Genomic DNA, 20,581 nt, shown 5'->3' with positions numbered 1-20,581 from the left:
CAACGTCTAAGAAAACAACAAACCATTAATTCCAAAAGCAACAATGATGACCTCAACACTTCAAATCCAAATGGACAACGCCCGCACTTTCATCCATCACAACTATCAGCGCATGCCCAGTCTCCACCGCTTGGCACTTCTCGTGGGCACCAACGAATGTACGCTGAAGAAATGTTTCAAGCAGTCGTTTGGCACTACCGTGTTCGGCTACCTGTTTAATCTGCGCATGGAAATGGCTGTGCAACTGCTGTGCAATACCGACGAACCCGTTTCTACCATCGGCTATCAACTGGGTTACGAGCACCAAAGCCACTTCTGCACTGCCTTCAAGCGCAAATATGGCGTATCGCCATCGCTGTTTCGTGACCAGCAAAACAAGGCCGTTGCAAGTGCATGATAGTCAAAAGGATAGTGCGCTGTTTTGCAAATTCATTGAATTTGGTCAGCAATCTCATTGAATTTGGTCAGCAAATTCAATGAATTTACTCGGCAATTTCAATGATTTTGCCCTACTGTCACGATGATTTTCGTGCACTAAAGAACTGCTTCACGTCTCAAACGAAAGTTGCTCTTCTCAGCAAATCAATTTGTTTTGCCGAGCAAATCAATTTACTTTGCAAAGGAAATCAATTTGTTTTACTGAGCAAATCAATTTACTTTGCATTCGCATCTGCTGCATGTTTATATGAAACATCTGTTTCTCAACATATTATACCGACGACCGCAACACCGTCAACAATAGTCCGCAAACAAGAAGACAATCATGGCTTTTCTGCGGACAAACGAGGGGGATATCTGCCATTGTTGAAAATTTCCACACCATTAACCTTAATTAACACGAAAAAATGAACGTGCGTAACTGTTAATTATATATAATTTTGTATTGCACCAACTTTCAGTTGGAGAAAAATTCCGTAATTTTGCATAATATATAACCATGTGGCTCATAGCCATGTGGCATCGGTAGGCAAAGGCTTCAACCTGTGCAAGGCCATACAACGGGGAATTTGCCCATTGAACCGATGGCAAGTTATAAGACAACGATGAAGAATATATAATAACAAAACATAACCAATGCCTCCATCCGCCACTATGTGGCAGATGGGGGATAAACTTTGTAGAAAAGACAATGATGACAGCGAACGAAATCAGAGAGTCGTACAAGAAATTCTTCGAACAGCACGGACATACCATCGTGCCATCGGCTCCGATGGTCATCAAGGATGACCCCACACTGATGTTCACCAATGCTGGAATGAACCAGTGGAAAGACATTATCCTGGGCACAAGAGAGCCCGAACCACGCCGCCGTGCCGATACTCAGAAGTGTCTGCGCGTCAGCGGAAAGCATAACGACCTTGAGGAAGTGGGTCACGACACCTACCACCACACCATGTTTGAAATGCTTGGTAACTGGTCGTTTGGCGACTATTTCAAAGAAGGCGCTATCGATATGGCATGGGAATACCTTGTCAGTGTGCTCAAACTGAATCCAGAAGACCTCTATGTGACCGTGTTTGAAGGTTCACCTGAGGAGAATATCCCACGCGACGAAGAAGCAGCAAAATATTGGGCGAAGCACGTGCCAGAAGACCATATCATCAATGGTAATAAGCACGACAACTTCTGGGAGATGGGCGATACGGGACCATGTGGTCCATGCTCGGAAATCCACGTTGACTCGCGAACTCCAGAACAGAAAGCTGCCAGCGGAAAAACTGGTCGCGAACTGGTCAATCAGGACGATCCACAGGTGATTGAAATATGGAATCTCGTGTTCATGCAGTTCAACCGCAAGGCTGACGGTTCACTCGAAAAGCTCTCCATGAACGTGATCGATACGGGTATGGGCTTTGAGCGACTGGTGCGCATGATGCAGGGCAAGCACTCTAACTACGATACCGACGTGTTCCAGCCCATCATCAAGGCTGAGCAAGACCTGACAGGACTGAAATATTTCACCTTTGAGGAAGAGACTGCCAACCCCATCAGCAAGGAGCAGAACGAAATCAACATCGCCATGCGCGTCTGTGCAGACCATCTGCGCGCCGTGGCATTCTCTATAGCCGACGGTCAACTGCCCTCCAATGCAAAGGCAGGATATGTCATCCGCCGCATCCTGCGCCGTGCCGTGCGCTATGCATACACCTTCCTGGGACAGAAAGAGGGATTCATCTACAAGCTCGTGCCTACACTGGTGCACGAAATGGGTGACGCTTTCCCCGAACTGAAAGCCCAGCAACAACTCATCACCAAGGTGATCAAGGAGGAGGAAGACTCTTTCCTGCGCACACTGGAAAAGGGCATCTCGATGATTGGCGATGCTATGGAGAAACTCAAGGCTGAGGGTAAAAATCAATTGGATGGCGTTCAGGCATTCCGACTGTTCGACACCTACGGATTCCCACTCGACCTCACCGAACTGATTTGCCGCGAAAACGGATTCTCGGTGGATGAGGAACAGTTTAACGCTGAAATGCAGAAACAGAAAGATCGCGCACGCAACGCTGCCGCTGTGGAAAACTCCGACTGGACCGAACTCATGGCTGGCGAACAGCAGTTTGTGGGCTACGACTATACCGAATACAACTGTCATATCCTGCGCTACCGCAAGGTGACACAGAAGAAAAACGAATTCTATGAACTCGTGCTCGACTACACTCCTTTCTACGGAGAGATGGGTGGACAGGTAGGTGACTGCGGTGTACTCGTCAACGAGGCTGAAACCATCGAAATCATCGATACCAAGCGCGAAAACAACCAGAGCATCCATATCGTGAAGCAGTTGCCTAAGGATCCCACTGCCGAATTTATGGCTTGTGTAGATACCGACAAGCGCGACGCTTCTGCTGCCAACCATACGGCAACCCACTTGCTCGACTATGCCCTCCGCCAGGTATTGGGCGACCATGTAGAGCAGAAGGGATCGTATGTCAGCGCCGATACCCTGCGCTTCGACTTCTCTCACTTCCAGAAAGTGACCGATGAAGAACTGCGTCAGGTGGAGCGTATCGTCAACGACATGATTCGTCAGGACATCCATATCGATGAGCATCGCGACGTTCCGTTTGAGGAAGCCAAGCAACTGGGTGCCATCGCCCTCTTCGGCGAGAAGTATGGCGACAAGGTTCGCGTAGTGCGCTTCGGTCCTTCATGCGAGTTCTGCGGTGGTATCCACGCCACTTCAACAGGTCGCATCGGCTTCTTCAAGATACTGACCGAGAGCAGCGTGGCTGCCGGCATCCGTCGTATCGAGGCTAAGACTGGTAAGGACTGCGAGGAAATGCTCTATCAGTTGGAAGACACACTGAAGGCTGTACGTGCATTCTTCAACAATGCAAAGGATCTGCAGGGTGTCATCAAGAAGTATATTGATGAGCACGACACCATGAAGAAGGATATCGAGCAGTTTAAGGCACAAGCCGTAGAGCGCACCAAAGACAAACTCGTGGAGAAGGCTCAGGTGCTCAACGGAGTGACGCTCATCAAGGCAGTATTGCCTCTCGACGCTCAGTCTGCCAAAGACTTGGTATTCAAGATTCGTGAAGCCGTTCCCTCACATCTGCTTTGTGTCATTGGTACCATCAGTGCCGACAAACCCATGCTGAGCATCATGATGAGCGACGATATGGTGAAGGAGCAGGGTCTCCACGCTGGACAGATGATTCGCGAAGCTGCCAAACTCATACAGGGTGGCGGTGGCGGCCAGCCTCACTTCGCTTCTGCCGGTGGTAAGAATACCGACGGTCTGAATGCTGCTATCGACAAGGTTGTGGAATTGGCAAAACTCTAATTGCCTGTTTCCATCCACATCATAAAGCGACGCGCCGCGAGTAGTTGACTCACGGTGCGTCGCTCGTTGTTATATCCCATGTATTGCACGAATGAAATTCACACAGCAATTCTGAAGCATCGAAGGCAAAGGACAACGGGCTGAAAGCCCAATGGTTTCCTTAGCCCAGGGCAACGCCCTGCGGACACAATGCACATTCCTAACCTACGTCCTGTAAGGACAAAAGTAGAAACCTTGTTGGCGCCAAATAAAATCTTTAACGAAAATCTTAAACAAAATGCGCTCGAATACCTCGCTTTTGGGAAGAATTTTTATAGGGATCGCATCGGAGATGCTCGAATTTTTGGAGTAGCGAAGACAGAGTGAGAGCGCGCTTTCACTATGCTGAGTCACGACAAAAATAACCTATGGTGTAAATCTTAACGAAAATCTTAAAAATAATCTTTAACCAAAATCCTTTTTTCTGTGATTTCCGTGTTCTCCGTGTCTTCCGTGGATAAAATCTTTCCGTGATTTCCGTGTGATAAAAAGTTACCGGAGCGCCTCCAGATAACTGGCGAGTCGTTCCGTCACAACAGTAGCAAGCGCCACTTTACCATCTTGATCAATCACGACAATAGAAGGAATCCACTTCACACCATAAGCCTTAGAGATATCGGTATCATGAAACTTCTTCAACTCCGACACCTGAGGATACGTAATGCCGTATTTCTCGCACGCTGCACGCCACGCCTCAACATTGGTATCCATCGACACACCGACAAAAGCAACACCCTTGTCGCTATATTTCTTATAGAGTTCTACAACGGCAGGAGCTTCCTTTCTACAGTCGGGACACCATGATGCCCAGAAGTCGAGCACTACCACACGACCCTTCAGTTCCGACAGGGAGAACGGTTTTCCATCGATGGTCTGCATCGTGAAATCGGGTGCCACACTACCCACCTTCACCAATTCTGTGGCATACTTGGCATCGAGGTCTCCCTCTTCTGTCTGTTGTGCTTGTACCGAAGCGGTCATCATCACCATCACCGCCAATAATAATTGTTTCATTGTCTTCATATCTTTATCTATAATATTGTTTTCACTGATCACTATACGCCACCGAATACACATAGCGCAGGTCAGCGCTAACCACGGTATCTACCCTGCCCGCACCATCGAGCACAGACTTCATATCGCTGCGGATGCCTTCGCCCGAACGCTTCTGCACCGCCTCTTTCATCGTCCACAGGCGCACAAACTCCAGTTCCGGATTGGCTGATTGTCCGATCTGCAGCAGCTCGTCATCACTCATGGTGTGGCGCACCAATGCCTCACGATAGCCGCGCATCGACTCGATATCGACGCCCACAGGACGGGAATCGATCACACAGATGGCTGCCTCACGACAATGACTCATATTGAAACAGATGTCTGGATGCCCCACGATAAACGGTTTGCCGTGTTCGCCATAAGAGAACACGGGCGGCTCCATGATGCCAAACTCCCGTTGCAGTCCCTCGCACAACAGCAGATAGGCTGCCACACAAGTGCGACGTCCAAGGTCGTGCTTGAAAGCTAAAACCTGTTGGCGGCGCTGTTCCGACAGGAGTGACAGGGCGTGCTCCACATCGAGTTGGTCTAAATGGTCGTTGAGATATATCATGGGGCTGTTTCTTGAGGGTTTTGATGCGTATTGTCGGTCTGCGTCTTGGGCCAGTTGACTAAATAGAGGCGCTCCGACGCACGGGTAAAGGCGGTATAGAGCCAGTGGATATAATCGGGAGTGAGCATCTCATCGGTCATATATCCCTGATCCACATAGACGTGTGCCCACTGTCCTCCCTGTGCCTTATGGCAGGTGGCGGCATAGGCAAACTTCACCTGTAGCGCATTATAATAAGGGTCTTGCTTGAGCTGCTTGAAGCGTTCCTGCTTGGTGGGAATGTCGGCATAGTCTGCCATCACCTGTTGGAAGAGTTGTTCCTGTTGGTCGCGGGTCAGTGCGGGAGCTTCTGATGTCAGCGTGTCGAGCAGTATGGTGGCTGTCACTTCGGCATCGTCATAATCGGGAAATGCCAACGTCACATCAGCAAAGCGAAAGCCATAGAGCTTTCGGATGTTGCGCACACGACGCACCTCTGCCCTGTCGCCATTGGCAATAAAGGTTTCGCTGGCATCGGTAGCCTGTCCGGTGGTGGGCAGTTTCCAGTAATAATTGTTTTTCACAATCATCAACTGGTCGCCAGTGGTCAGTTCATCCTCCCGTCCGAGCACCATATTGCGAATGCCTTGGTTGTAGATATTGGCACGCTTGTTGGATCGGGTGATGACCATGGTCTCGTCGAGTCCTACCTCCGAATAGCTTCCTGCCAATGTTTCTATGAGTTCGTCGCCCATCACCAAGCGGATATCGTCAAAGCCTTCGAAGCGTACCTTCGGCAACGATACGTCGCCATATTCCTCCATGGCATCAAACATCCGACGGATGGTTGTGGCATTGTAGAGGATGCCTGAATCCTGACTCTGTCGCAACACTTCGTTGAGATCACACTCGCTGACATGCAGTCCGTAGCCTCGCAGGATATCGCCCACCAGTGCTGGACTCTCGTCTTCGCCCACTGGTGGCAACTGGGCGCGGTCGCCGATGAGCATCAACCGACAGTTGCGCCCGTTATAGACGAAGCGAATCAAGTCGTCCAACAGTTGACCTTGTGCAAAGGGTGTATCGCCATAGGTCGATGCGTTGGCTATCATCGAAGCCTCATCCACGATGAACAGCGTATCTTGTGTGTTATTGTAATTGAGGCAGAATGCCCCTTCCAACGACTGCTGCCGATAGATGCGACGATGGATGGTATAGGCTGAATGGCCCGAATAGAGCGAGAAAACCTTGGCGGCACGACCTGTTGGAGCAAGCAACACCATCCGCTGTTGCAGTTCTGCCATGGTCTTCACAATGGCTGCGGCAAGAGTGGTCTTACCTGTTCCTGCCGAACCGCGCAACACCATGACAGCCTCTTCACGACGGTTGGTCATGAAGGAAGCAAACTGCCCTATGGCTTGCTCTTGTTCGGCGGTTGGCACATGACAGAAGTTATGTCTGATGCGGTAAATCAGTTCGTCGATGATCATACGGTGGTCAAAGTTACGAAATATTGCAGAAATAGAAAAGCATTTTGGGATGATTAACGTTGGCAAAAGTGTTTTTTCCTTGCATCACGCGGTGTACAAGTTAAATTCCTATAAAAAATTCGTTCTGTATGCTGTAGATACGTAGAATTCATATAATTTTGCATCAGAGAAGCCAAAGGGGACATTTTTTGTCTCTATTATGTTATAGATTACAAGATATGCAGCCAGATAGTTTGCAAAATTGGATAGAAGTGCAGATGATGCACGGCCGTTACATCTTCACTAAAGCATTGTATCGAGTGTATTTTAGTAAGGATTTTAGTTAAAGATTATATTTGGTGTTGCCTGTCGGCAAGAAATCTTGGAGGAAATCTTTATGTAAAATCTAAGGACCTAAACGGTCCAGAAATCTATTTAAGATTGCTATCTCCCTAAAATATTTCTTGCGAAGCAACATCTTAAAAAAAGATTTCCTCCAAAGATTTCTTGCCGTAGGCAACCAAACAAATCCAATAATCCGCACCTTTGACGTCAACCATCCAAAGGTACTCACGCTCGGAAAAAACAAAATTTATTTGGTTTTTCTCTCACTTAATCGTACCTTTGGGTAAAGCCCGTAGGTAGGCGGCACCTCGGAAATGAAAAGAAAAACGGGTTTTTCTTTTGCATTTCGCTCGGTTTGCACTACCTTTGCAATGAATATGTCTAATAGATCGACGAATGCAATACTGGGCTTGGCAGCCCTGATACTGGCAATACTATGCCTGCTAAGCATCGTCAGCAACTAAAACCACTGGCAAGATGCACGACTATAGCCAACCCGTTTCACGTAAACGACTCATCATCAGAGTGAGCCGTAAGTCATTGTCGTTCTCTGTTTTAGACAGCGGCAACGGACAGATTTCTTTCAGCCCCTACCCACTGAAAAGCGGCATCTCACTATCGGCAAACCTTCGTGAGGCGTTCCGCGATGAAGAAATTCTAAACGATAAATACCAACACGTACTGGTATCGGTGGTGGCACCGACACTCACCGTTCCTACCGAACAGTTTAAAGAACAGGAAAAGGAAATATTGTTCCGACACGCCTTCACCAATCACGAACAGGATTGTGTGGGATATACGGTGATGGACGACCTCAACTGCGTGGTGCTCTTTGCCATCAACAGAAATCTGAAGAGCGTCATCGCCGACCACTACCCCGAAGCAAGATACATGGCGGCGGTGGCTCCCGTATGGAGACACCTGCACCAAAGGAGTTACATGGGCACGAAAGCTAAACTCTACTGCTACTTCCACGACCAGCGCATGGATGTGTTCTGCTATGGACAAAACCGCTTTAAGTTCTGCAATGCCTTCGACGGACGCGATGCGCACGATGCCCTTTACTACCTGCTCTCCGTTTGGAAACAACTGGGCATGAAGGTGGGCCACGACGAAATATTTCTCGTAGGCGATATTCCCGAACAACAATGGCTGATTGAGGAACTGAAGAAATATGTGCAGCGCGCCTATGTCATCCTACCCACTGGCGATTTCAACCGTTCTGCCGTGACGCAGATAGAAGGAATGCCTTATGACCTCATGACATTATTCGTAAAAGGAAGATGAGAATTATTACAGGAATATACAAGGGACGTCACTTCGACATTCCGCGCTCGTTTAAAGCGCGACCCACTACCGATTTTGCCAAAGAGAATATCTTCAACGTACTCACGCAGTATGTTGATTTCGATGGGGCGGAGGCACTCGACCTCTTTTCGGGCACAGGAAGCATTTCCCTCGAACTCGTGTCGCGTGGCTGCCAGACGGTGGTCAGCGTGGAAATGGATCGTGACCACCATCGTTTCATACAGGAGTGCCTGAAGAAACTCAATACCAAGGCATGTATTCCCATCCGTGGCGATGTGTTCCGCTTCGTGAAATCATGCCGCCAACAGTATGATTTCATCTTTGCCGATCCTCCTTATGCACTCAAGGAACTGCCACAGATTCCTGACCTCGTCTTGCAGAAAGGCATACTGAAAGAGGATGGCATCTTCGTCTTTGAACATGGCAAAGACCATGACTTTTCCGAACACCCCAACTTCATTGAACACCGACAGTACGGCAGCGTCAATTTCACACTGTTCAGAGCAACGGCGAAAACAACCGAGTGATACTCTCCCACAAACGCACGCCAAACTTTGGATGTACGCGCCTGGGGAGGTCTGCCCATGCCACCGACTGCTCTTCATCACGCAGGAAGATACGCTTCATGCGCAAGGCGGTGCCTTCGTCATAGATGAAGGCATTGGCTTCGAAATTGTTTTCAAAAGACCGGAAGTCAACATTGGTGGAACCGCACGATGTCAACGCATCATCACACACCAACATCTTGGCGTGCAGGAAACCGCCTTGATAGAGACTGACCTTCACACCGGCTTCTTCCACTTCACGCAGATAGGATCGTGATGCCCACTCCACTAACCTCGCATCGGCTTTATACGGACACAGCAAACGCACATCGACACCTGCCGTGGCTGCGGTCTTGAGCGCAAAGAGCACGGGTTCGTTGGGCATGAAATAAGGAGTCTCGATATAAACATAGCGACGGGCTGCCAGGATGATACGCACATAACCCTGCATAATCTCTGGATAGAGAGAGGTGGGCGCACTCGTCACCACCTGCATCAAACAGTTGTTGGACAGACTGGCATCGTCCAGCGAGGGATAATAGCTGCGGTCGCTGATAAGGGTGCGATCTACAAAATACCAATCCACCAGAAATGCTCGTTGCAAGGCATAGACGCCACTTCCCACAATGCGCAACATCGTGTCGCGCCAAGCCATACCGTGGATGCCTTTCACATAGCGTTCGGCAATATTCATGCCGCCGATATACCCCACCCGTCCGTCTATCACCACTATCTTACGGTGGTTGCGGTAGTTGACCTTACTGGTGAACAACGGGAAGCGAACGGGAAGGAACGAAACGACTTCTATGCCCGACTCGCGCATCTCCTCATAGAACCGATTCTTCACGCGCCAACACCCTACATCATCATAGATGACACGCACCTTCACACCTGCCTTGGCTCTTGCTCGCAGGGCGTCGAGGATCTGTCTGCCGAGACTGTCGTCTTCGAAGATATACATGCAGATATGAATATGATGGGTGGCACGGTTGATATCGTCAATCAACTGGCGGAAGAAGGCTTCGCCCTCGGTGATGATGTCGATGCGGTTGTCTTTGAAGGGCAATGAGAACGACTGGTTGACAAACAGATCGACCAACTGTTTATGGCGGTCGGCAACACGCAGATTCTGCTGACCTACAAACTCCAGCATCGAACGTTTCGTCAACTGATTCATTGACCGTTGACTGATGACCCTTGCACGCCGATGGTTCACACCGAAGAATACATAAAACAGCAATCCCACTACTGGCAAGAAGATGATTACCATAATCCATGCCATGGTCTTCACCGGCTGACGGTTGTCGAGCAATACATGGAAGATAGCGATAAAGCCTGCTGCGATAACGGCTATCGTCAGCAGCAGCATCAATGTCAGATAGAAGATGGAGAATGTCATCATGCCCGTGTCTCTTTTAGTTGCGTCCCAACTGCCGCCCCAGTTCCTGGTAGATCTTGCTGGTGTCCATATACGCCTTCATCAGTTCGCGCATCTTCTCCATATCGCCTGCCGAGGTCTTGAGTTGCTGGTTGATGGTTTTCAACCGCTCACCCACGATGATATAACGGTAGTCGAGCATCAGATGCTGCACCCGTTGGCGCAAGGTATGTCCGCTGTGTTTCATCTCAAAACCCCGACCCAACTGATAGTTGTCGATAGCAAGACGCGTTGCCAACTGGCTGATGTTCACATCGGGATGCTGGGTGAAATAGGCTTCGGCACGAAAACCGGCATTGGCTGAGTGCTCTACGGCTTCGTGCAGTATCGTATTATAGAGGGGTTCGGCAAACGAGAGTTCGTCGCAGCCAAACTCATAATCCACATATTGCGCCACATTCATGCTGACCGTCTGACCGTCTTCTGTCTCCAGGTCATCGAAGATAATCTCTTCACCGTGGCGCACCACCTGTTGTATCAACAGACGCTCCACCTCGGCTGTGGCGTTCACCTGAACGGCAAAGGCTACATCATTGGCTGAGGTGGTCTGCGCATCAGGCGCCAGCACATCCTGCGGGCGTTCCGTCGTGGGTTTCTCGCGCTCTTGCGCTATAAACTTATTGGTTTGCGTGATCAGCGTACGCTCATCCACACCCAAGCGGCGCGAACAATCGGTCAGATACGTGGAACGCACAATGGAATCGGGTATCACACTCACCGAACGCACGATGGAGTTGATGGCTTCTGCACGGCGCAAGGGGTCGTTCACTCCTTTCAGCAACAGGTCGGTCTTAAACTGTATGAAGTCGGTCTGGTGGTCGTCGATATACTTGCGAAACTCCTCGGCAGTATGTTTGCGCGAGAACGAATCGGGGTCGTCGCCATCGGGCAACAGCAACACCTTCACATTCATGCCTTCCTGCAACAACATATCCGTACCGCGCATGGCTGCATGGATTCCGGCAGCATCACCGTCGTAGAGCAGTACGATATTCTGCGTGAAGCGGTGCAACATACGAATCTGATAGATGGAGAGTGCCGTACCGGAGTTGGCCACCACATTCTCCAATCCACATTGGTGCATGGCAATCACGTCGGTATAGCCTTCCACCATATAGACGCAGTCACACTTGACAATGGCTTTCTTGGCTTGATAGATGCCATAGAGCTCGTGGTCTTTATGGTAGATTTCCGAATCGGGTGAGTTCACATATTTCTGTTGCACACCCTTGGTGGCTGCATCGAGCTTGCGACCGCCAAAAGCCACCACCTTACCACTCACATTAAACCAAGGGAAGATGGCGCGACCCGCAAAGCGGTCGTAGGTGCCATGTTCACCAGTGTAGCACAGGCCGGTCTTCACCAGATACTCATCCTTATAACCTTTGCGGCGTGCCTCCTCCAACAGCGCATCACGCTTGGTGAGGGCAAAGCCCAACTTAAACTTACTGATGATATCGTCGCGGATGCCACGGCTGCGGAAATACTGTTTACCGATAGCCATGCCATCCACATCCTGTTGCAGGATGGTATGGAAATACTGACATGCCCATTCATTGACGATGAACATCGACTCGCGGTCACCCTGCTCTTTCTGTTCCTCGGCAGTCAGTTCGCGTTCCTCCACCTCGATATTATATTTCTTGGCAAGCCACCGCAACGCTTCAGGATAGGTGATCTGCTCATGCTTCATCAGGAAGTTGATCGCGTTACCGCCCTCTCCGCAGGCAAAGCAATGGCAAATCTGTTTCGATGGCGACACCATAAACGACGGTGTCTTATCGTCGTGGAAGGGACACAATCCCTTATAGTTAACTCCCGCTTTGCGCAAGCTAACAAACTCGCTCACCACATCCACAATATTGGTGGCGTCCATGATTTTGTCTATCGTCGCTCTGTCTATCATAACCTTCAAAATGCGAAATTACGAATAAAACAGCGAAGTACAAAACAAAACCCCACATTTTTTAATGCCGCACACGGATTGCGAGGTACTCGAGCGCATTTTGGTCAACGATTTTTATTTAAAGATTATTATTTCTGGCCAAAGACCATATTTCATTAAAGATTTCCTTCAAAGATTTCTTGCGCTCGCGCAATCCCCCAAAAACATCCGTATAAATTCCGTCTAAATTCCGATGATCCGATGTTCCGATGACCCGACAAAATCGTCGAATCACCACATTTTTTCGCTATTTCTTTGTTTTTCATATTTTTTTCCTTGGATATATTGACATTTTTTCATACTTTTGTTCCGTGATAAGACATGAAACAGTGTAACAAGCCAAATAATAAACCCTATTATTAATTTAATTTCAGTACAATTATGAAGAAGTTATTTTTAGCCGTAGTAGCAATGATGATATCAGCAGCTACCTTTGCACAAAATGAAGTAGGTCAGCTCACTATCCAGCCTAAGGTTGGTGTCAACATCGCCAACATCACAGATGCCGACGACGCCGATCCCCGTATTGGTTTGGCTGCCGGTGCAGAATTTGAGTATGGAATAACAGACAATATCGGTTTGAGCGCTGGTGTCCTTTATTCCATGCAGGGTCTTAAAACTACCATTGTTGATGCTGATTGCACTTGGAAACTCGATTATTTGAACGTTCCTATCCTTGCCAATTTCTATGTAGCTAAAGGATTGGCTCTAAAACTCGGTGTACAGCCTGGTTTCAAGCTCTCTTCAAAGGCGAAATTTAAAGAACCTGGAGCATCAAAAGAGGTAGATGTTGATGGTGTCAAAAGCGTTGACCTTTCTATTCCTGTAGGCCTCTCTTATCAGTATCAGAATATCGTGTTTGACGCTCGCTACAACTGGGGTGTTACAAAGATTATTGAAGATGCCGATTCAAAGCATAGCGTATTCCAGATTACCGTTGGCTACAAGTTCTCTTTGTAATAGCAACATGATAGTCAATCATTATATCCACAAGGTAGGTTCTCCCAGAACCTACCTTTTTTAATATCCCACACCTATTTATATATACCAACTCGAAAAATCACAGACATTGCACAAAAATCGCCATTTGTGCACAAAACGTCGGTTTTTGTGCATTTTATTTGGCTACATACCAAAAAAGTAATGCCGCACACGGATTGCGAGGTACTCGAGCGCATTTTGTTTGAGATTTTAGTTAAAGATTATGTTTCCGTATAAATTCCGTTTAAATTCCGATGACCCGATGTTCCGATGTCCCGACAAAATCGTCGAATCGCCACATTTTTTCGCTATTTCTTTGTTTTTCATATTTTTTTTCCTTGGATATATTGACATTTTTTCATACTTTTGTTCCGTGATAAGACATGAAACAGTGTAACAAGCCAAATAATAAACCCTATTATTAATTTAATTTCAGTACAATTATGAAGAAGTTATTTTTAGCCGTAGTAGCAATGATGGTATCAGCAGCTACCTTTGCACAAAATGAAGTAGGTCAGCTCACTATCCAGCCTAAGGTTGGTGTCAACATCGCCAACATCACAGATGCCGACGATGCCGACCCCCGTATTGGTTTGGCTGCCGGTGCAGAATTTGAGTATGGACTAACAGACAATATCGGCTTGAGCGCTGGTGTCCTTTATTCCATGCAGGGTGTTAAAACTACCATTATTGATGATGATTGCACTTGGAAACTCGATTTCCTGAACGTTCCTATCCTTGCCAATTTCTATGTAGCAAAAGGATTTGCTGTGAAACTCGGTGTACAGCCTGGTTTCAAGCTCTCTTCAAAGGCGAAATTTAAAGGATCTGGAGGATCAAAAGAGGTAGAAGTTGAGGATGGTGTCAAAAGCGTTGACCTTTCTATTCCTGTAGGCCTCTCTTATCAGTATCAGAATATCGTGTTTGACGCTCGCTACAACTGGGGTGTTACAAAGATTGTTGACGATGTCGATTCAAAGCATAGCGTATTCCAGATTACCGTTGGCTACAAGTTCTCTTTGTAATAGCAACATGATAGTCAATCATTATATCCACAAGGTAGGTTCTCCCAGAACCTACCTTTTTTAATATCCCACACCTATTTATATATACCAACTCGAAAAATCACAGACATTGCACAAAAATCGCCATTTGTGCACAAAACGTCGGTTTTTGTGCATTTTATTTGGCTACATACCAAAAAAAGATTACCTTTGCACCCGATTTCGAAATTTCAATAACTCAAAATTTATATGGCTTTAAAGATTGTCGTTCTGGCAAAACAAGTGCCAGACACCCGAAATGTGGGTAAGGACGCAATGACCGCAGAAGGTACCGTAAACCGCGCCGCCTTGCCTGCTATCTTCAATCCCGAAGATTTGAACGCCCTGGAACAAGCCCTTCGTCTGAAGGAACAAAACCCAGGCTCAACAGTTGGAATCCTCACCATGGGTCCTCCACGTGCAGGAGAAATTGTCCGTCAGGGACTTTACCGTGGCGCCGATACCGGTTGGGTTCTCACCGACCGCCTCTTCGCTGGTGCCGATACCCTTGCTACTTCTTACGCTTTGGCCACCGCCATCAAGAAGATTGGCGATGTGGATATCGTACTCGGTGGTCGTCAGGCTATCGATGGCGACACCGCACAGGTAGGCCCGCAGGTTGCCCAGAAACTGGGACTCAACCAAGTCACCTACGCTGAAGAGATTCTGAAAGTAGAAAATGGAAAGGCCACCATCCGCCGCATCATCGACGGAGGTGTGGAGACCGTAGAAGCTCCCCTGCCTGTTGTCATCACCGTCAACGGAAGTGCAGCACCCTGCCGTCCGCAGAATGCCAAACTGGTGATGAAGTACAAACGCGCCACCTGTCCTATGGAGCGCCCCAAGGAAGGCACTCCCTACGACTACCTCTATGAAGAGCGCCCCTACCTCAACCTCAACCAGTGGGGTGTGGCAGATGTTGACGGCGACGTAGAGCAGTGTGGTCTTTCAGGATCACCCACCAAGGTGAAGGCAGTGAAGAACATCGTGTTCCAAGCCAAAGAGTCAAAGACCCTGACCGCTTCAGATGCCGACATCGAAGGAATGATCAAGGAATTGTTGGACGAAAAGATTATTGGATAAGAGATATGAATAATGTATTTGTATATGTTGAGATAGAAGGTACGCAGGTACAGGAAGTATCTCAGGAACTGCTGACCAAAGGTCGCAAGCTCGCCAATGAACTCGGTGTAGAGCTCCACGCTGTGGTTGCCGGCACCGGTATCAAGGGTAAGGTAGAGGACCAGATCCTCCCCTATGGTGTTGACAAGCTGTTCGTGTTCGATGGCGAAGGACTCTTCCCCTACACCTCAGCTCCCCACACCGATATCATGGTCAACCTCTTCAAAGAGGAACAGCCGCAGATTTGCCTCATGGGTGCAACAGTCATCGGTCGCGACCTCGGTCCCCGCGTGTCATCATCACTCACCAGCGGACTGACTGCCGACTGTACCGAACTGGAAATCGGTTCGTTTGAAGACAAAAAGTCTGGCAAGACCTTCGACAACCTGCTCTATCAGATTCGTCCCGCTTTCGGTGGTAACATCGTAGCCACCATCGTCAACCCCGAACACCGTCCACAGATGGCAACCGTTCGTAGCGGTGTGATGCAGAAAGCCCTCTACGACGGACAGGCCAAGAACGAGGTCGTATATCCTGAAGTATCAAAATACGTAGCTCCAGAAGCCTTCGTCGTAAAGGTGCTCGACCACCACGTAGAGGCAGCCAAGCACAACCTCAAAGGCGCACCTATCGTAGTAGCCGGAGGATATGGCGTAGGATCTAAGGAAGGCTTCGACCAACTCTTCCAGTTGGCAAAAGTACTCCATGGCGAAGTAGGAGGATCACGTGCCGCTGTCGATGCCGGATGGATAGACCACGACCGTCAGATCGGTCAGACCGGTGTCACCGTACACCCCAAGGTATATATTGCCTGTGGTATCTCTGGTCAGATCCAGCACATCGCTGGTATGCAGGATTCAGGCATCATCATCAGCGTCAACAACGACCCAGACGCACCCATCAACAAGATTGCCGACTACGTCATCGTGGGCAATGTCGAGGAGGTAGTGCCGAAGCTCATTAAGTATTACAAGCAAAATTCGAAATAAATAATTTGGGAATTTAAAGAAGTTAAGGGAAGTTAGAGAAGTTAAGAGACAATAGCTTTTATGGCGTATAGTTTTGAAAATATCATAGCTTGGCAGAAGGCTCATGCTTTTGTTTTGTTCGTTTATCGAGTAACGAGACATTTTCCAAAAGATGAGATTTTTGGACTGACATCTCAGTTCAGAAGAGCAGCTGTGTCTATCGAAGCAAACATTGCAGAAGGCTATAAGAAACTTAGCAAAGCTGACAAACTCCGTTTCTTCAACATTTCGCAAGGAAGTCTTGAGGAATGTAGAGATTACATTATCTTATCTAGAGATTTAGATTACATCTCGCAAATTGAATTTGAAGAACTCCATACTGGCCTTGTAACGACAAGTAAATTTCTCAATTCATATTGCGAAGCTTTCGTTAACAATAATGCTCTTAAGAAAGAAGGAATGTAGTTATAAATAGTAGATCAAGGAAGAAAGGTGTTGTCCCTTAACTTCCCGAACGACCGTAGGGAGTGATAACTTCCCCTTAACTTCCCCTTAATTCCCACAAAACAAAAAAATATGGCAAACTATTATAGTGATCACCCCGAAATCGCGTTCCACCTCAACCACCCGTTGATGGAGCGTATCGTAGAACTCAAGGAGAAAAACTACGAAGACAAAGCCAAGTTCGAGGACGCACCCGTCGATTACAACGATGCCATCGAGAACTACAAACAGATTCTCGACATCACCGGCGATGTGGCAGCCAATATCATTGAACCCAACTCAGAGAGCGTTGACCTCGAAGGTCCACACCTTGAGAATGGTCGTATGATCTATGCCTCAAAGACATTCGAGAACCTTGACGCCACCTGTAAGGCTGGACTCCACGGTGTCTCAATGCCCCGTCGCTACGGCGGTCTCAACCTCCCCAACACCGTATTCTCTATGCTCAGCGAGGTCATCTCAGCAGCCGATGCAGGTTTCCAGAACATCTGGAGCCTCCAGAGCTGTATCGACACCCTCTATGAGTTTGGTTCAGAGGAACAGCGTCAGAAGTACATCCCGCGCGTATGTGCCGGCGAAACCATGTCAATGGACCTCACCGAGCCCGATGCCGGTTCCGACCTGCAGCGCGTCATGCTCAAAGCCACCTACGACGAGAAAGAAGGTTGCTGGCGCCTGAATGGTGTGAAGCGCTTCATCACCAATGGTGACTCAGACATCCACCTCGTACTCGCCCGTTCAGAAGAAGGCACCAAAGACGGTCGTGGACTCTCTATGTTCATCTACGACAAGAACCAAGGCGGTGTTGACGTGCGCCACATCGAGCACAAGCTCGGTATCCACGGATCACCCACCTGTGAGCTGACCTATAAGAACGCTAAGGCAGAACTCTGCGGAAGCACCCGTCTCGGTCTGATCAAGTACGTCATGGCACTGATGAACGGCGCCCGCCTCGGCATCGCAGCCCAGTCAGTAGGTGTAGAACAGGAAGCCTACAACGAAGGACTCGCCTACGCCAAGGAGCGTGCACAGTTTGGTGAGAAGATCATCAACTTCCCTGCAGTCTATGACATGCTCTCACGCATGAAGGCCAAGCTCGACGCAGGCCGTTCACTGCTCTATCAAACCGCCCGCTACGTAGATATCTACAAAGCCCTTGAGGATATTGAGCGCGACCGCAAGCTCACCCCCGAAGAGAAGCAGGAGCTCAAGAAATACCAGCGTCTGGCAGACGCCTTCACTCCAATGGCAAAGGGTATGAACTCAGAATACGCCAACCAGAACGCCTACGATGCCATCAGCATCCACGGAGGTTCAGGCTTCATCATGGAGTACAAGAGCCAGCGTTTGTTCCGCGACGCCCGCATCTTCTCTATCTACGAGGGAACCACCCAGCTTCAGGTAGTAGCCGCCATCCGTTACATCACCAACGGCACCATGCTCAACAACATCAAGGACATGGCAGCCGCAGAAGTTTCTGAGGCACTCCAGCCCCTGAAGGCACGTGTTGAGAAGCTCATCCCCGTTTACGAGGCAACCCTCAACCGCGTCAAGGACCTCAACAATCAGGACGCCCACGATTTCCTTGCCCGTCGTCTTTACGACATGACCTGTGAGATTGTGATGTCGCTCCTCATCCTCGACGATGCCACTCGTGCTCCAGAGCTCTTCACCAAGTCAGCCAACGTATATGTTCGCATGACCGAGGAAGATGTTCTTGGTAAGGCAGCCTACATTCAGAATTTCCAGGTAGAGGATCTCGCCAGCTTCCGTGCTGCCGAAGAATCTGCCGCCGAGTAATCTACTCCCCCACTATACCAATCACCGCCGTAGTCAAGCACTACGGCGGTGATTTTTTTCACCTCTACCATAACAAGACCTCTCAGATTCCCATCAATGATTTCACTGGAATGTTAAGCATTTTGATGTAATCTACGCCAAAAAGAAAAACGAAATCTCATCAAATATCTCCCTCGTTGTTTTACAACAGGTTATGAATTTAGCCCATACCAGTCATTGGCATTTGCCCCCTCTTCCAAAAAGCATAGCTCTGACACACACAACTTTGCAAGTTCGAATAACCTCGGATTGCTATTACTTCACTCGTCAGTTGGATTGCATCCATCGTTTTCTGGCCATGGCATAATTAAAGCGAGCTTTATTCTGCTCATCTGGCTTAACGAAAACGATCCATTTCATGGCACATTTTCTCGCCATGGCATAACTCAACGAGTTCGGGAAGAAAGGCTACCATCCCCCACAGGTTTTGCAGTTTCTCGTCGAGTTTTCGATAGTTTCTCGTCCGAGAGTCGTTCTTCTTTCGTCCGTCTCTCGTTCGTTTTTTGCTTGTTCCTCGTTCGGTCCTCGATCGGTCTTCGATAGACTAACGAATAAGCAACGAGAGACGAACGAGAGACGAACGAGGACCTAACGAGAAGTTAACGAGAACCGAACGATAAGCTAACGAGAAGAAATCAAGCCCTGGTCGGGTGTCAATCGAAAAACCATGATCCTTCTGTTGGAACCAGCTCAAGATGTTTGATGTAATAATTGTAAACATAAATGAGAATTTTTAACTTGTAAGACTTGTGGTTTATTGCAAAGGCTTCTTTCTGGTTATGAAAATCAGCCTTGAGTTCGCGTGCAAATATACAAAATCACACCCCCCATTGTCAACCCTTTGACCCAAAATTTAATTTTATTTAACTAATAATTTAGCTTTTTTAATATTACAACGCGCTCAAATATTATAAACATAGACACATTTTTGACGAGAGATAAACTGTCTATCAAGGTGCCTGTATTCCGTGGATAATAAAAAGAATCCGAGTCCCTGTCAGACCACGACATTAGATTTAAACTGGTACTAAATACTGTGTTTTAGCGCATGACGTCATCGCGACTGGCGATTGGCGTTTTCTCCAACAGGGATTGGCGTTTTCGCGACCAGTGATTGGCGTTCTCTCCAACAGAGAGCGGCATTACCTGTTTTTCAACGAATGCTGTTGTCTAGTAAAACACGATTGACAGATTGCGCGGATAGAGAAAGAGTCTCATTCTCAGCATCTCAATTACAAAACAGTCATGTAAAGAAATTAGATAACAATATCACATACCTGTGAAATAGACTTTGCAGATCAAAATCTTTGAGCAGAAGCCATCTACTGACCTCAAAATGCTTATTTTTTTTCAAACGGAGTTGCATGTTGAGGAAGGTGTATCCGTTAAAGTGCCCCTATGAATTATACACCTTAGACCAAGGATTGAGTCAATTACAGAAGACAATGTGGAGTCAAATTGCTCCACAACCCGAAAATATTTCTCCAAAAGGAGTATGTTTTTCAGATTTAATTTGTATTTTTGCCATGTCATATCAGAGTTTTGCTTGTTTTCTTTTCGCAACACTAAGATAAGTGAATTCTTCGACATGGCAAAATCCTGGGCCGCTCGGCTCTGCCGCTTGGCTTGTCCAAGTAACTGGCTCTACTGCTTG

General features: G+C 48.0%; 16 protein-coding genes and 1 pseudogene. 10 read left to right on the top strand and 7 right to left on the bottom strand.

All coding sequences use genetic code 11. The features are described from left to right. Positions 1–43 precede the first annotated feature (43 nt). Positions 44–397 (top strand): helix-turn-helix transcriptional regulator, encoded by a 354-nt coding sequence (locus tag CIK93_RS08950; RefSeq protein ID WP_094447138.1) that lies wholly within the window; start codon positions 44–46, stop codon positions 395–397. 732 nt (positions 398–1,129) lie between these two features. Then, positions 1,130–3,793: an alanine--tRNA ligase gene (gene alaS / locus CIK93_RS08945; protein ID WP_094390546.1), complete on the top strand. Its 2,664-nt coding sequence runs from the start codon at positions 1,130–1,132 to the stop codon at positions 3,791–3,793. A 531-nt stretch (positions 3,794–4,324) separates the two neighbouring features. Here alaS and CIK93_RS08940 read toward each other — a convergent pair. The 3 genes from CIK93_RS08940 to CIK93_RS08930 are packed head-to-tail and all read right to left on the bottom strand — an operon-like array spanning position 4,325 to position 6,910. After that, positions 4,325–4,846 carry a peroxiredoxin family protein gene (locus tag CIK93_RS08940; RefSeq protein ID WP_371327162.1) on the bottom strand — a complete coding sequence of 174 codons (522 nt, stop codon included), beginning with the start codon at positions 4,844–4,846 and terminating at the stop codon, positions 4,325–4,327. Between the two features lie 31 nt (positions 4,847–4,877). Then, on the bottom strand, positions 4,878–5,441 hold the full coding sequence (locus CIK93_RS08935) for a 4'-phosphopantetheinyl transferase superfamily protein (protein ID WP_094447137.1): 564 nt from the start codon (positions 5,439–5,441) through the stop codon (positions 4,878–4,880). Further along, a complete protein-coding gene (locus CIK93_RS08930) occupies positions 5,438–6,910 on the bottom strand; it encodes an ATP-dependent RecD-like DNA helicase (protein ID WP_094447136.1) in 1,473 nt (490 codons plus the stop codon). Before CIK93_RS08930 ends, CIK93_RS08935 begins: the two co-directional genes overlap by 4 nt. An 801-nt stretch (positions 6,911–7,711) precedes the next feature. Between CIK93_RS08930 and CIK93_RS08920 the strand changes: the two genes are divergently transcribed. After that, positions 7,712–8,521 carry a DUF3822 family protein gene (locus tag CIK93_RS08920; RefSeq protein WP_094434236.1) on the top strand — a complete coding sequence of 270 codons (810 nt, stop codon included), beginning with the start codon at positions 7,712–7,714 and terminating at the stop codon, positions 8,519–8,521. Beyond that, the gene (rsmD, locus tag CIK93_RS08915) at positions 8,518–9,069 is read left to right on the top strand and encodes a 16S rRNA (guanine(966)-N(2))-methyltransferase RsmD (protein ID WP_094447134.1); all 552 of its coding nucleotides are present in this window, start codon (positions 8,518–8,520) and stop codon (positions 9,067–9,069) included. The genes CIK93_RS08920 and rsmD overlap by 4 nt, the downstream gene beginning before the upstream one ends. Here rsmD and cls read toward each other — a convergent pair. From cls to CIK93_RS13690, 3 genes are all read right to left on the bottom strand, one after another. Then, entirely contained in the window at positions 9,041–10,489 is a 1,449-nt protein-coding gene (gene cls / locus CIK93_RS08910) for a cardiolipin synthase (protein ID WP_094434240.1), read from the bottom strand. The two genes, rsmD and cls, sit on opposite strands and share 29 nt — an antisense overlap. 13 nt (positions 10,490–10,502) lie before the next feature. Continuing rightward, positions 10,503–12,431, bottom strand: a complete 1,929-nt coding sequence (gene dnaG, locus CIK93_RS08905; RefSeq protein WP_094447133.1) for a DNA primase — start codon at positions 12,429–12,431, stop codon at positions 10,503–10,505. 155 nt (positions 12,432–12,586) lie between these two features. Beyond that, positions 12,587–12,736, bottom strand: a complete 150-nt coding sequence (locus CIK93_RS13690) for a hypothetical protein (protein ID WP_158215505.1) — start codon at positions 12,734–12,736, stop codon at positions 12,587–12,589. Positions 12,737–12,851: 115 nt separating this feature from the next. Between CIK93_RS13690 and CIK93_RS08900 the strand changes: the two genes are divergently transcribed. From CIK93_RS08900 to CIK93_RS08875, 6 genes are all read left to right on the top strand, one after another. Further along, on the top strand, positions 12,852–13,430 hold the full coding sequence (locus CIK93_RS08900) for a porin family protein (protein ID WP_094447132.1): 579 nt from the start codon (positions 12,852–12,854) through the stop codon (positions 13,428–13,430). A 464-nt stretch (positions 13,431–13,894) separates the two neighbouring features. After that, a complete protein-coding gene (locus tag CIK93_RS08895; RefSeq protein WP_094447131.1) occupies positions 13,895–14,476 on the top strand; it encodes a porin family protein in 582 nt (193 codons plus the stop codon). Positions 14,477–14,704: 228 nt separating this feature from the next. Next, complete coding sequence (locus CIK93_RS08890; protein WP_094391319.1) at positions 14,705–15,577, top strand: electron transfer flavoprotein subunit beta/FixA family protein; 873 nt, start codon at positions 14,705–14,707, stop codon at positions 15,575–15,577. 5 nt (positions 15,578–15,582) lie between these two features. Then, positions 15,583–16,605, top strand: coding sequence for an electron transfer flavoprotein subunit alpha/FixB family protein (locus CIK93_RS08885; protein WP_094391320.1), 1,023 nt, complete (start codon positions 15,583–15,585; stop codon positions 16,603–16,605). Positions 16,606–16,665: 60 nt separating this feature from the next. Continuing rightward, the gene (locus tag CIK93_RS08880; protein ID WP_094447130.1) at positions 16,666–17,049 is read left to right on the top strand and encodes a four helix bundle protein; all 384 of its coding nucleotides are present in this window, start codon (positions 16,666–16,668) and stop codon (positions 17,047–17,049) included. A 111-nt stretch (positions 17,050–17,160) separates the two neighbouring features. Next, positions 17,161–18,888 carry an acyl-CoA dehydrogenase family protein gene (locus CIK93_RS08875; RefSeq protein WP_094447129.1) on the top strand — a complete coding sequence of 576 codons (1,728 nt, stop codon included), beginning with the start codon at positions 17,161–17,163 and terminating at the stop codon, positions 18,886–18,888. 1,437 nt (positions 18,889–20,325) lie between these two features. Here CIK93_RS08875 and CIK93_RS13920 read toward each other — a convergent pair. Then, positions 20,326–20,455 (bottom strand): annotated as a pseudogene (locus CIK93_RS13920) (IS1380 family transposase); the annotation flags it as partial. Between the last annotated feature and the right edge of the window lie 126 nt (positions 20,456–20,581).

It is taken from the genome of Prevotella sp. P3-92, from assembly GCF_002251205.1.
Lineage (GTDB): Bacteria > Bacteroidota > Bacteroidia > Bacteroidales > Bacteroidaceae > Prevotella.
Note: the sequence above shows the minus strand (reverse complement) of the source record. Positions and strands in the feature narration are given on the sequence as shown.

Excerpts from the sequence above, each read along its gene's own strand:
- CIK93_RS08930 (WP_094447136.1), bottom strand. The coding sequence starts at position 6,910 with ATGATCATCGACGAACTGATTTACCGCATCAGACATAACTTCTGTCAT.
- CIK93_RS08935 (WP_094447137.1), bottom strand. The coding sequence starts at position 5,441 with ATGATATATCTCAACGACCATTTAGACCAACTCGATGTGGAGCACGCC.
- CIK93_RS08950 (WP_094447138.1), top strand. The coding sequence starts at position 44 with ATGATGACCTCAACACTTCAAATCCAAATGGACAACGCCCGCACTTTC.
- CIK93_RS08890 (WP_094391319.1), top strand. The coding sequence starts at position 14,705 with ATGGCTTTAAAGATTGTCGTTCTGGCAAAACAAGTGCCAGACACCCGA.
- alaS (WP_094390546.1), top strand. The coding sequence starts at position 1,130 with ATGATGACAGCGAACGAAATCAGAGAGTCGTACAAGAAATTCTTCGAA.
- CIK93_RS08920 (WP_094434236.1), top strand. The coding sequence starts at position 7,712 with ATGCACGACTATAGCCAACCCGTTTCACGTAAACGACTCATCATCAGA.
- CIK93_RS08885 (WP_094391320.1), top strand. The coding sequence starts at position 15,583 with ATGAATAATGTATTTGTATATGTTGAGATAGAAGGTACGCAGGTACAG.
- CIK93_RS08940 (WP_371327162.1), bottom strand. The coding sequence starts at position 4,846 with ATGAAACAATTATTATTGGCGGTGATGGTGATGATGACCGCTTCGGTA.
- cls (WP_094434240.1), bottom strand. The coding sequence starts at position 10,489 with ATGATGACATTCTCCATCTTCTATCTGACATTGATGCTGCTGCTGACG.
- rsmD (WP_094447134.1), top strand. The coding sequence starts at position 8,518 with ATGAGAATTATTACAGGAATATACAAGGGACGTCACTTCGACATTCCG.
- CIK93_RS13690 (WP_158215505.1), bottom strand. The coding sequence starts at position 12,736 with ATGAAAAACAAAGAAATAGCGAAAAAATGTGGTGATTCGACGATTTTG.
- CIK93_RS08900 (WP_094447132.1), top strand. The coding sequence starts at position 12,852 with ATGAAGAAGTTATTTTTAGCCGTAGTAGCAATGATGATATCAGCAGCT.
- CIK93_RS08895 (WP_094447131.1), top strand. The coding sequence starts at position 13,895 with ATGAAGAAGTTATTTTTAGCCGTAGTAGCAATGATGGTATCAGCAGCT.
- CIK93_RS08880 (WP_094447130.1), top strand. The coding sequence starts at position 16,666 with ATGGCGTATAGTTTTGAAAATATCATAGCTTGGCAGAAGGCTCATGCT.
- CIK93_RS08875 (WP_094447129.1), top strand. The coding sequence starts at position 17,161 with ATGGCAAACTATTATAGTGATCACCCCGAAATCGCGTTCCACCTCAAC.
- dnaG (WP_094447133.1), bottom strand. The coding sequence starts at position 12,431 with ATGATAGACAGAGCGACGATAGACAAAATCATGGACGCCACCAATATT.